The sequence below is a fragment of the Flavobacterium haoranii genome (genome assembly GCF_009363055.1).
Classification (GTDB): Bacteria; Bacteroidota; Bacteroidia; order Flavobacteriales; family Flavobacteriaceae; genus Flavobacterium; species Flavobacterium haoranii.
On the sequence record NZ_CP045292.1, the window covers coordinates 2,016,439 to 2,029,130 of the forward strand.

The window sequence follows — 12,692 nt, forward strand, 5'->3', positions numbered from 1 at the left end:
TTAATTAGTTAATTGGGTTAAAAATATAAAATTTAATAATTTTTTGAAAATATTTCTCAAATCAAAGAAGCTTTATACATCCTACTTTGTAGGTTTTTTTTGCATAATAGCTAATTTTTCTCCTTCATTAAAAAACACTTTCTATTTTAAGGACGCTAAATAACGTAAAATTTCTCATCTATGAAAATTTTTAAGCATTTTTAATTCATTTCGCCCCTTAAACTCGTCTCGAAAATGGTTTTAAAAACATTATTACTTACTTTTTGCCCTAATAAATACATTAATTTAGTAATAGCAGCTTCTGTAGTGATGTCGCGACCCGAAATTACACCTATCTTTTTAAGTGCTGTACTTGTTTCATATTTACCCATTGCTACTGAGCCACCACTACATTGCGTTACATTTATAACGTAAATATTGTTTTTTATTGCCTTTTTGATTTCTTTTAAAAACCATTCTTCTGAAGGTGCATTACCCGAACCATAGGTTTCCAAAATAATTCCTTTTAAATTAGGCACCGAAAGCACCGCTTCTAATGTGGTTTTGTTAATGCCGGGAAACAATTTAAGAATCAATACATTTTCATCAAAATCTTTATTAACCTTTAGTTTTACAGGTTTCTTTTGTTTCAATAAAACATCTGAAGTTATTTTTAAATGCACTCCCGATTCAGCTAGTTCAGGGAAATTTGGTGAAGTAAAAGCATTAAAATGTTCGGCACTGATTTTTGTGGTTCTATTGCCACGATATAATTTGTATTCGAAATATAAACCAACTTCTTGAATTACTGGTTTACCTTTTTCTTGAAGTGAAGCAATTTGTATTGCGGTAATTAAATTCTCTTTTGCATCTGTACGTAAATCTCCAATTGGTAATTGGGATCCTGTAAAAATTACTGGTTTAGCTAAGTTTTCTAACATAAAACTTAAAGCCGATGCACTATAAGACATTGTATCAGAACCATGAAGCAGTACAAAACCATCAAATTTTGAATAATTTTCTTCGATTATAGTTGCCATTTTTTGCCAATGAACTACATTCATATTCGAAGAATCAATAGGATGTTCAAACGAAATTGTTTCAATCGAACAATCTAAAAGTTTTAACTCGGGAATATTTTTTAGTAATTTATTAAAATCAAAAGCTTTTAAAGCCCCAGTTGCACTATCTTTTACCATACCAATAGTACCACCGGTATAAATCAACATTATATTTGGCTTAGAATGTTGCATCTGTATATTTTAATTTATTAACAACTGGATTTGCATACATGGTTAAGAAACTTTCTACCATTTCTTTATGATCAGCATCAATTCTCAATTCCAATCTTCTTTCAAAAACTTGTCGCTCTTTACTTGTGTAATGACTTGAAAACTTATCTGTATTATAAAGTATATCGTATGCAATAAAATTTGTTGGCCAAAGTTTATACGATTGTAAAATAGAATCATCAATTACTTGAGCCAAAGCTTGAATTTGCTTATTTGAATTATCGCATTCATTCTTGATACTTTCTAATTCTTCATTTAAAATTTTACCAACATGAATATGAATACGCTTTTTTTGCCCTACAATACCACTCATTAAGTTTACAAAATCTTCATTTTTCTCTTTTTTGTAAACTTCATCTCTTGCTTCCGCTAATAATTGTGGCATTTTTAAAGCATCTGTTGGATCATATTCATAGGAAATTGAAACGGGAACAATTCGCAACTTCTTGAAATAATCCATGCAATTTTTTTCATCAGATGCCATTGCAATCATTTTTAAAACACCTTGATGTGTAGCATCATTTCCGTCTTTTGTTCTTCCTTCCTTTTGTGCTACCCAAACCGAACGATTTTCTTTTGCCAATAATTGATACATAAATTCTGAAACCAATTTCGAGCTCATTAAAAGTTCTCGAGGTGAAAGTCCTCTTTGAATAAGAAAATTTCTATTAAGTTTTGATAGTTTTAAAAGAAAGTCTTTTTGAACCAAATTATCACCAATTGCCGATGCCGTCATTAACAATCCGTGATCGTATAAAGAGACATTTAACAATGATGTGTCTAAAATAATATCGCGATGATTCGAAATAAAAAGATAAGAAGTATTAGGTTCTAAATTTTCAAAACCTGAAGTTGATAAACCATCAGAACTCTTTTCTAATACTTTTTTTAAAGCATTATAAGCAAAATTAATTTGGAAATCACGAATGGAATGCGTGCGTTTTAATTGCTCTTGCCAAACCTCTTCAGCTATTCCAGGATAAGCAAAATTCATAATAGCTTTCATCATAGGATGATTGAGCGAAGAAACAACAGCTTCATTCACTTCTGAATCATAAAACGGACGAATTGCATCAAATTTTGACATATCAATAATTTAGAAACACAAATGAACAAAAAAATGACAATTTGTGATAAAATCTTCGTTAAATTCCGAAAATGTCTTTTGAATTTTGAGTAGTTTTTTGTGCAATTTCCTCAATAGAAAGTTGGTAAATTTCAGCTAATTTTTGGGCTACTAAAACAGTATAACTGCTTTCGTTTCTTTTACCACGATATGGCACAGGAGCTAAATATGGCGAATCGGTTTCTAAAACAATATGTTGTAAATCAATCTGATTCAAAAATTGATCTATTTTCCCATTCTTAAAAGTTGCCACACCACCAATTCCTAATTTCATACCTAAGGCTGTTACTCTATTAGCTTGTTCTAAATCGCCAGTAAAGCAATGAAAAATTCCGAATAAATTTTCATCATATTCGCTTTCTAAAACTTCAAAAACTTCATCAAAAGCATCTCTACAATGAATATTGATACCTAAACCTAATTGTTTTGCCCATTGAATTTGCTTTTTAAATGCAATTTTTTGAATCTCCAAAGTAGATTTATCCCAATACAAATCAATTCCAATTTCGCCTACCGCATAATATTTTCTCGAAAATAATTCTTTCTCAACATGTGCAAGTTCGGCTTCAAAAGTATCAGGCTTTACATAACAAGGATGCAATCCCATCATCAAAAAAACATTTTCTGGATATTGCTTTTCTAAATCGAACATTTTTTTAGTATAAGTTGAATCAATCGAAGGAATAAAAAAACGAGAAACTCCAGCGTTAATTGCTCTTGTAATCATTTCATTTCTATCTTCACTAAATTCTTCAGAATATAAATGGGTATGGGTATCGGTTAAAATCAAGGTTAATTGTTAATGGTTAATTGTTAATGGTTAATTGTTAATTGTTAATTGTTAATTGTTAATGGTTGCAAATTTAAAGTTTTTATTTGTGAAATTGTCCCCTTGAGGGGACTTTAGGGGTGTTTGTTGTATTTTTATGAAAAATTTTATTAATGGAAGATTTACAAGACTTTTTGCAAAAGAAAAAATACAAAAAGTAAAATTTAAGGTTTTAAAAACACAACATTTATTAATTACTGCCAAAATTAATGGCATAAAAGGAAATTTTATTTTAGATACCGGCGCTAGTAATAGTTGCGTTGGTCTGGAAGGAATTGAAAAATTTCAACTTAATACTGAAATTTCTGATACCAAAGCAGCCGGCGCTGGAGCAACTGGAATGGAAACACAACTTTCTAAAAGTAATTTGGCTCAATTGAACAGATGGAAATTTGACACTCTTAACCTTGTTATATTTGATATGTTTCATGTGAATTTAGCACTAAAACAATATAAAATGAAACCTGTTGATGGCATTATTGGCGCTGATGTTTTACTAAATGGAAAAGCAATTATTGATTATTACAATCACTATTTGTATTTGAAATAAACAAAAAAACCCAAATTCGATGAATTTGGGTTTTTAAAATTAAAATAATCAAACGAGACACTCTCAAACAATTAAACCTATTGTTTAATCAATTTTATTGTTTTAATAGCGTCATTTATCATTACTCGAACAAAGTATGTTCCTGGTAATAAATTTGAAACATCAATAGACCTTTCATTTTTTTCAAATTTTTTGATTAAAACTTCTTGACCTATCATATTGTAAACTGAAACAATTGCAAAATCTCCAATAAAATCAACATTTAAAATATTGTTTACAGGATTTGGATAAATATTAACCTTTAATACTGAATCAAAATTTTCATTTGATAATGTATTCGTAGGACACTCAAGTAAAATTAAATTGGAACTATTATTTGTTGTTCCATCACCTAATCTTCCTTGTCCGTTTAATCCACAAGCACTCAAAGAATCATCATTGTTTAATGAAAAAGTATGATATGCTCCTGCAGAAATTAGCTTATGATTATTGGAGTTTGTTACACTAATAAAATTAGAATTATTAGTTGTTCCATCTCCTAATTGTCCAAAATTATTTTGCCCAGTGTAAAACATGTTTCCATAAGTAGTGATAGTTCCAACTGTATAATTCCATCCGGCATCTATATTTTCTACTTGATCAAAAACTGAAACTGGCGCTAATCGATTAACATTGGTACCATCTCCAAGTTGTCCGTAAGTATTATTTCCCCATGTAAGAAGAAGTCCGTTTAACTTTTTACCCACAGAATGATTGTATCCAGCAGCTACATCAGCCCAGTCATTATCTGTGCCTATTTGAGTTGGAACTATTGCGTTATTAGTCGTTCCATTTCCAAGTTGACCATCAGAATTGTTACCCCATGTCCAAAGTGTACCATTCATTTTAGTTGCTAATGAGAAACCATTTCCTGCGGCAATTTTTAACCAACTAGTATCTGTTCCAATTTGTGTAGGCACTATTTTATTAACAGTGGTTCCATCACCTAATTGACCGAAATTATTATTTCCCCAAGCCCAAAGTGCACCATTATCTCTTATTGCTAAACAAATCCCTCGCCAGTAGCAACCCTGATCCAGTTTGTTGATGTCCCTATTTGTGTTGGAGTGATTTTATTTGTTGTTGTTCCGTCACCTAATTGACCAAAGGTATTATTCCCCCAAGCCCATAATGTTCCATCTGCTTTTATTGCTAAAGTAAAACCACCACTTGCTGAAACACTTTGCCAATTATTCGCTGTGCCTATTTGAGTTGGACTACTTTTGGCAATTGTTGTTCCATCTCCCAACTGTCCATAACCATTATCTCCCCAAGCCCATAATGTTCCATCGGTCTTTATTCCTACTGAATGAGTGTAACCTGCACTGATAGTTTCCCAACAGCCTGATGCGTTTGAAAGTGTTGTGAATGAGCCACAATACACCCATTGTGTTTGATCGTTACCACAAACAGAAGCAACCCACCAATGATAATCTGTATTTGGAGATAAGTTGTCAATATTAGTTGAAGTTGAAGTTGTATTGCCATCGATTCCACCAATTGTAGGTTCGGTATTATATAAATACAAATATGTGTCAGGTGTTGGCGTCACAGATGTCCAGTTAAGTACTGCAGTTGTTGCTGTAATATTATCTGCCCAAAATTGTCCAGGAGGATTACAAGGCGGAGTGCTATCCTGACATTTTATTGAACGAACTCTGTTTGTTTCTTGAGTACCACAATTAGCATTTGAATGTAAAAAATATCTAATAACTCCAGATGTTGCAATAGAATCCCAAACCAAAGGTGTTTGTCCACTTGCTAAAACCACCGTCCCATCTGCATTGGTGATGGTAATGTAATCAGTAGATACAGAACTTGTAAAAGTATATTCTTTATTTGACAAAACATTTACATTTGAATATTCTCCAGCGTAAGCATCTGCAACGATTTGTTCAGTACTTCCTGTACAAGCAGGAGTAAAAGTTGCATTAGGGTACAATCCATAAATAGCACCATTACAAGTTAAAGCAGCTGGCGAAGTAAAACTCCCACCAGAAACCCACATTCCAGTTGTAGCACCACAGTTAGAGCGTATCCAATAGTAATAGGTTGTGCCTGCTGCAATATTTAAATATAAAGTGGTAGTTAAGTTAGTTGTAGTAAATAACGTAGGAGTAGAATTTGCATTAGGAGCACTATTTGTAGTAACTATATAAATATCATAATTAGTAGAAGGCACTGGTGATGCAGCTGTCCAAGTCATTTTACAAGAATTGGATGTTATATTTGATACCACTAGATTTGAAGGTGGTGCGCAGTTTGACGCATCCGCACATCGAATATAGCGTGACCTATTCACTTGTTCACTACCACAACTAGCATTTGAATGAAGGTAATAACGAATAACGCCTGTGGTACTTCCAGAATCCCACATTACAGGTTGAGTTCCACTAGCATAAACAACAGTTCCTGAATCATTAGTAATTGTAATATAATCAGTTGTAACTGAGCTTGAGAACGAATATTGTTTGTTTGCAATTACATTCACATTGCTGTATTCGCCAGTCCAACCTTGATTAGTTATTGTCTCATAGTTTCCATTACAGCTTGGTGTAAATGCATTACTTGGAAATATTCCATTCGGTGCAGTAGTACATTGTGCAACAGCATTAGGAATGAAACATAAAAATGCCAATAGGCAAAATAGAGTAATTGTTCTTTTCATTTTTTTATATTTTGATGATTTGAAGCTTAAATTGATTAAATTATAGTCAAAACTATGAGATATGAAGAGTTAGACCAATTTGTTTATTGGACTATTTATAAATAATCAAAAGATCTAACACTATTTATTTACTTGATTAACAAATACTTAATCTGTATTTTCTAATTTTTCAATGTAATAATTAGGAGAAAGTCCAGTTTGCTTTTTAAAAACGCGAACAAGTGTATTAGCATCTTTATAACCTACTTCTTCTGCAATGGCTTGCAAAGTATATTTACGGAAATAAGGAGCATCTTTTAGTCTTTGAAGTACATAATGAATTCGTAATTCTTGAGTATATTCTGAAAAGGTTTTTTGCATTACCTGATTAAAATATTGTGACAAATAGGCTGTATTGGTATTTAATTTTTTTGCTACAAAAGCCAACTTAAAGTTAGGATCTAAAAAAGTTTCTTTTTGTTCTAGTTTTTTTAAACCTACTGTTATTTTTTCAATAAGATCTTCATCAATTGATTGTTTTGGTTGCGTTTCAATTTTATCAATCTGTAGATTATTATTTGAAGCATGAGTTTCTTTTAAATTTTGAATAATCTTTAAAAATCGATAATGTTTTTCTTTCTGATTTTTGTAATAGTAATAAAAACTACAAACCACTACAGCAAAAAGAATCAAAATACCAAAAAGCGATATTTTAAAATAATTCTTTGATGCAATAACTTTATTTGATTCTTCTTTTATTTTGTTTAAATCGTAATTGTGAAGAAAATTTAAAGATTTACTTTTAATTCCCTCTATTGATTGAATTAATTCTAAGCTTTTTTTGGCATAGCTGTATGCATTTTTAGTATCGTTCTTCTCATTATAACACTGTGTCATAATATTATATGCCATTAATAAATTTTCATTAGAAACTTTAGTTATTTTATAACCTTCAATGTATTTCTTACAATAAAAAAGTGACGAATCAATTTGTTTTAAATTATAAAAACAATCGGCCATTCCTAAATCAAACAATTGTTCTGTTCTTATATTATCCTGAATAATAGGATACTTTTTTCGCTTTCTGTATAATGATAAAGATTTCTCGTAATTTCCTGCTAAAGCGGCACTTTTTGCTTCACGCATGCTCAATAATGCTTTGGTGTATTCGGGCTGAAAATTATCTTGTAACATCATTGTTGCTGCTACATTAAAATAATGATTTGCAGAATCTAACAACACGGTTTTCTTCGACTGAATATAATACTTTTGATAAGCTTCCCCAATAATATTGTATTTATCTGCAAACAGTTTTTTATTCATTACTTTTTTTTCACCTACTCCTAATTTTAAGTGATGAGAAGTTTTTAATTCTCTCTTTAGTAAAGCAATTCCATTAACATAATCGCCCATAGCTACTTTTATGGAACCATATTGCGCGTTAAAATGATTATTAGGCACACTGTTTTTATATTTATCAAGATAAAACAAGGCTAAATCGTATTCTCCTAAATTTTTATGAATATAAAATAGTTTGTTAACACACATACTTAGCAAATCTTGATATACTTTGCTCATTTTATCAATTTCACTTTTCTCAATATCTTCTATAACAGCTATTAGAATTTTCTTTGAATGAGTAAACTCGGATTTGTTATAAAAATAATTCGCTTCATAATACTTACCATAAAAACGAAACAATTCATTTTTAGAATTACTAATTTCTATGGCTTGAGCGTAAGCCTTTTCTGGATTTGAAATAAGATTTTCTTGAATACTTCGGGTTATATTAATTTCTGATTCACTCAATTCTTGAGCAAATATCAAATTAATGAATAATGATAGTATGATAGAAAAAGTAAATTTGTGCATCTTGAAAATTTAGCAACTCAACCTAAAAATTATAGTGTGCTAAAATATGAATAAAACTATATTGTTTAGTATCTTATTGATAAGATTAACTTTTACATTTCCCAACAATATCTAAACTTATAATTTTTAATAAAGAAAAATCCCAAACTCTATGAATTTGGGATTTTGTTATTTAGAATCTGAAACAAGTTCAGATTGACAAAGTCATTTATAATTCTAATGCTTTTTTCACATTACCACCCATTAAAATTTCTGCTGGGTTTTCTAATGCTTCCTTAACCGCTACTAAGAATCCTACAGACTCACGTCCGTCGATGATTCTATGGTCGTATGATAATGCTACAAACATAACTGGAGCGATAACAATTTGACCGTTTTTAACGATAGCTCTATCTACTACATTGTGCATTCCTAAAATTCCTGATTGAGGAGGATTGATAATTGGTGTAGATAACATACTTCCGAAAACACCACCATTAGAAATCGTAAATGTACCACCTGTCATTTCGTCAACAGTGATTTGTCCGTCACGAGCTCTTAAAGCCAATCTTTTAATTTCAGCTTCAACACCTCTGAAAGATAATGTTTCTGCATTTCTCATTACTGGAACCATTAATCCTTTTGGACCTGAAACCGCTACTGAAATATCACAGAAGTCGTAAGAAATTTTCTCTTGACCATCAATCATAGAGTTTACATCTGGATACAATTGTAAAGCACGAGTTACGGCTTTAGTAAAGAACGACATGAAGCCCAGTCCTAAACCATGTTTCGCTTTGAACTCTTCTTTATATTGGTCTCGAATAGCATAAATTGCCGACATGTCAACTTCGTTGAAAGTAGTTAACATCGCCGTTTCATTTTTAGCTGAAACCAAACGCTCCGCTACTTTTCTACGTAACATAGAAAGCTTAGTTCTTTCTGTTCCGCGGTTTCCTCCTGTTGGAGTTCCCATAGAAGGCACCGCATTAATTGCATCTTCTTTAGTAACTCTACCAGCTTTTCCAGTACCCACAACCTCTGAAGGTTGAATGTTTTTTTCTGCTAAAATTTTCTTTGCAGCTGGAGAAGCACTTCCTGTAGCATAAGTTTCAGTTTTTGCTGGAGCTTCTGGAGCTGGTGCAGCTTCTACTTTCTTTTCTTCTGCTTTTGGAGCTTCAGCAACAGGAGCAGCACCACCTTCTGGTTTAGCTGCACTTGTATCAATTAAACAAACTACTTGTCCCACTGCCACAGCATCACCTTCTTCTGCTTTTAAAGTGATAATTCCACTTGCTTCTGCAGGTAATTCTAAAGTAGCTTTATCTGAATCTACTTCTGCAATTGCTTGATCTTTTTCAACATAATCGCCATCTTGAACTAACCAAGTTGCAATTTCAACTTCGGTAATTGACTCTCCCGGTGAAGGGACTTTCATTTCTAATATCATAACTCTAAGTTGTTTTAATTTTGTCTCTTTTAGAGAAAACGTATTTTATATACTAAATTAATTAAATAAATCTTTATCAAAAACCATTGCAATAGCATTTGCATGACGTTTTTTAGAACGCTCATAACTTCCTGCTGCAGGCGCACTATATGCTTTTGGCGAAGCCAATCTTAATTTTACTAAATCAAAATTCATTAACATAAAGCTGTATGCTCCCATGTTTTTAGGCTCTTCTTGTGCCCAAACATAATCTTTTGCATTTGGATAACTTTCAATAATTGCTTTGATTTGGTCTACAGCTAATGGGAACAATTGTTCTAAACGAACTACTGCAACATCATTACGTCCTAATTCTTCACGCTTAGCAATGATATCGTAATAGAATTTACCTGTACAGAAAACTAATGTTTTTACTGCTTTTTTATCAGCAACATTTGGATCGTCAATTACTTCTTGAAATTGTCCACTAGCTAATTCTTCTTTTGTTGAAACGGCTAATGGATGACGTAACAAACTTTTTGGAGAAAATACCACTAATGGTTTTCTAAAGTTTGTTTTCATTTGTCTTCTCATTAAGTGGAAGAAGTTTGCAGGTGTCGTACAATCGGCAACATACATATTGTGTTTTGCGCACAATTGTAAATAACGTTCCATACGAGCTGAAGAGTGTTCAGCACCTTGGTTTTCATAACCGTGTGGCAATAAAAGCACTAAACCATTTTGGTTATTCCACTTATCTTCACCCGCAGAAATATATTGGTCAATCATAATTTGGGCTCCATTAGAGAAATCTCCAAACTGTGCTTCCCAAATTGTTAATGTTTTTGGAGATGCTAAAGCGTAACCATACTCGAAACCAACTACACCATACTCCGATAAGTGCGAGTTATAGATATGGAAGTTTCCTTTTTTATCTTGTATGTCATTTAGTAATACTATTTCTTCTTCAGAATCTTCTACTTTAACTACTGCATGACGGTGTGAGAAAGTTCCACGTTCTACATCTTGCCCAGACATACGAACATCATAACCTTCTGTTAATAAAGAACCATAAGCTAATAATTCTCCCATTGCCCAATCTAATTGATTACGCTCGAAGTACATTGCTTTACGATCTTCTACTAAACGAGAGATTTTATTGATAAATTTCTTGTCAGCAGGTAATTCAGTAATTACAGATGCAATTTTATCTAAACTTTCTTGGTTAAAAGATGTATCAAATTTTTCTAACATTACATCGTCAGAAACTTGTACATATCCTTCCCATTCATTTTGCATAAATGGAGTGATCACTGTTAAATCTTTTGTTCTTGAAATCTCAAGATTCTCATCTAACTTTGCTTTGTACTCATCTTCTAAACCTTTTACATAACCTGCGTCGATAACGCCTTCAGCTTGTAATTTAGCTGCATAAATATCACGAGGGTTTTTATGTTTAGAAATTGCTTTATAAAGTTTTGGTTGTGTAAAACGAGGCTCATCACCTTCGTTATGTCCGTATTTTCTATAACCTAAAAGATCGATAAAAACATCTCCACCAAATTCCATTCTATAATCTAAGGCAAACAACATAGCATGTACAACAGCTTCAGCATCATCTGCATTAACATGTAATACTGGCGATAAAGTTACTTTAGCAATATCTGTACAATAAGTAGATGAACGAGCATCTAAATAATTTGTTGTAAAACCAACTTGGTTATTGATAACTAAATGAATAGTACCACCTGTTTTATAACCATCTAATTTTGCCATTTGGATAATCTCATACACAATACCTTGACCTGCTACAGCAGCATCACCGTGAACAGCGATAGGTAAAACTTTTGAGAAATCATTTGGATAATTTCTATCTTGTTTAGCTCGAGCAATTCCTTCTATTACTGCACCTACTGTTTCTAAGTGAGAAGGATTTGGCGCTAAATTTAAATTAATTTGTTTGCCTGAATTTGTTAATCGATCTGATGTTAATCCTAAGTGATATTTAACATCTCCATCAAAATACATATCATCATCATAATCTTTTCCATCAAATTCAGAGAAGATATTTTGCGTGTTTTTACCAAAAATATTAGCCAAAACATTTAAACGACCACGGTGAGCCATACCCATTACAAATTGCTCAACTCCTCTATCTGCAGCTGCTTCAATTAAAGCATCTAAAGCTGGAATTGCCGCTTCACAGCCTTCTAATGAGAAACGTTTTTGTCCTACATATTTTGTGTGTAAAAAAGTTTCAAAAGAAATAGCTTCATTTAATTTTCTTAAAATGTGTTTCTTTTGATCAACATTAAATTTTGGTTGATTATCGTTAATGTCTAATCTATTCTTTATCCATTCTTGAACCTTTGGATCGCGAATATACATAAACTCAACACCAATAGACTGACAATAAACACTTTCTAAATGTTTTACAATTTCAGTTAAAGTGCTAGGCTTCATATTTACAATTTTAGCTGCATCAAAAACAGTATTTAAATCTGCTTGTGATAAACCAAAATTTTCAAGAGCTAATGTAGGCGAATATGCTCTTCTTTCTCTAACAGGATTTGTTTTTGTAAACAAATGCCCTCTTGTTCTATAGCCTTCAATAAGTTTTAAAACATTAAATTCTTTTTGAAGCTTCTCTGTAACATGTTCACAAGAATAATCTCCAGACGCAATAATCTGCCCTACTTCTTCTGAACCATAATTAGCTTGTGCAAAATCAAATCCTTGAAAAAAACTTCTCCAGCTTGGTTCTACGCTATCTGGATTTTGAAGATATTGTTCATATAAATCGGCAAAAAAAGCCGTATGCGCAGCGTTTAAAAAGGAAAACCTATCCATAGTTGTGTCTTACTGACAAATTTGGTTAAAAAATTTTTATGCAAAAGTAAAACATTTGTAATAATCTTCTAAAGAAATTTGTATTTTTATAACATTAATT

At 31.9% G+C, this 12,692-nt stretch carries 8 protein-coding genes and 1 pseudogene; 1 reads left to right on the forward strand and 8 read right to left on the reverse strand.

The genetic code is table 11. From position 1 onward, the window contains the following. Positions 1–200 precede the first annotated feature (200 nt). The 3 genes from GCU34_RS09645 to GCU34_RS09655 are packed head-to-tail and all read right to left on the reverse strand — an operon-like array spanning position 201 to position 3,187. Entirely contained in the window at positions 201–1,232 is a 1,032-nt protein-coding gene (locus GCU34_RS09645; RefSeq protein WP_072782868.1) for an asparaginase, read from the reverse strand. Further along, entirely contained in the window at positions 1,219–2,358 is a 1,140-nt protein-coding gene (locus tag GCU34_RS09650) for a 1-acyl-sn-glycerol-3-phosphate acyltransferase (RefSeq protein ID WP_072782864.1), read from the reverse strand. The genes GCU34_RS09645 and GCU34_RS09650 overlap by 14 nt, the downstream gene beginning before the upstream one ends. Before the next feature lie 58 nt (positions 2,359–2,416). Beyond that, positions 2,417–3,187, reverse strand: coding sequence for a TatD family hydrolase (locus GCU34_RS09655; protein ID WP_072782861.1), 771 nt, complete (start codon positions 3,185–3,187; stop codon positions 2,417–2,419). A gap of 152 nt (positions 3,188–3,339) precedes the next feature. Between GCU34_RS09655 and GCU34_RS09660 the strand changes: the two are divergent. Continuing rightward, positions 3,340–3,776: pseudogene (locus tag GCU34_RS09660) on the forward strand (retropepsin-like aspartic protease). A 77-nt stretch (positions 3,777–3,853) separates the two neighbouring features. Here the strand turns inward: GCU34_RS09660 and GCU34_RS09665 are convergent. The 5 genes from GCU34_RS09665 to GCU34_RS09685 all read right to left on the reverse strand — a co-directional run bounded on the left by GCU34_RS09665 (position 3,854) and on the right by GCU34_RS09685 (position 12,592). Beyond that, complete coding sequence (locus GCU34_RS09665; protein ID WP_317162536.1) at positions 3,854–4,864, reverse strand: RCC1 domain-containing protein; 1,011 nt, start codon at positions 4,862–4,864, stop codon at positions 3,854–3,856. Further along, positions 4,819–6,483 (reverse strand): fibronectin type III domain-containing protein, encoded by a 1,665-nt coding sequence (locus GCU34_RS09670; RefSeq protein WP_152378443.1) that lies wholly within the window; start codon positions 6,481–6,483, stop codon positions 4,819–4,821. The genes GCU34_RS09665 and GCU34_RS09670 overlap by 46 nt, the downstream gene beginning before the upstream one ends. Positions 6,484–6,630: 147 nt before the next feature. Further along, positions 6,631–8,334, reverse strand: a complete 1,704-nt coding sequence (locus GCU34_RS09675; protein WP_072782852.1) for a helix-turn-helix domain-containing protein — start codon at positions 8,332–8,334, stop codon at positions 6,631–6,633. A gap of 208 nt (positions 8,335–8,542) precedes the next feature. Beyond that, the gene (gene odhB, locus GCU34_RS09680) at positions 8,543–9,763 is read right to left on the reverse strand and encodes a 2-oxoglutarate dehydrogenase complex dihydrolipoyllysine-residue succinyltransferase (protein WP_072782849.1); all 1,221 of its coding nucleotides are present in this window, start codon (positions 9,761–9,763) and stop codon (positions 8,543–8,545) included. A gap of 57 nt (positions 9,764–9,820) precedes the next feature. Next, the gene (locus GCU34_RS09685; RefSeq protein ID WP_072782846.1) at positions 9,821–12,592 is read right to left on the reverse strand and encodes a 2-oxoglutarate dehydrogenase E1 component; all 2,772 of its coding nucleotides are present in this window, start codon (positions 12,590–12,592) and stop codon (positions 9,821–9,823) included. Positions 12,593–12,692 lie beyond the last annotated feature (100 nt).

Coding starts and splice junctions, on each gene's coding strand:
- odhB (WP_072782849.1), bottom strand. CDS start 9,763: ATGATATTAGAAATGAAAGTCCCTTCACCGGGAGAGTCAATTACCGAA.
- GCU34_RS09670 (WP_152378443.1), bottom strand. CDS start 6,483: ATGAAAAGAACAATTACTCTATTTTGCCTATTGGCATTTTTATGTTTC.
- GCU34_RS09645 (WP_072782868.1), bottom strand. CDS start 1,232: ATGCAACATTCTAAGCCAAATATAATGTTGATTTATACCGGTGGTACT.
- GCU34_RS09685 (WP_072782846.1), bottom strand. CDS start 12,592: ATGGATAGGTTTTCCTTTTTAAACGCTGCGCATACGGCTTTTTTTGCC.
- GCU34_RS09675 (WP_072782852.1), bottom strand. CDS start 8,334: ATGCACAAATTTACTTTTTCTATCATACTATCATTATTCATTAATTTG.
- GCU34_RS09650 (WP_072782864.1), bottom strand. CDS start 2,358: ATGTCAAAATTTGATGCAATTCGTCCGTTTTATGATTCAGAAGTGAAT.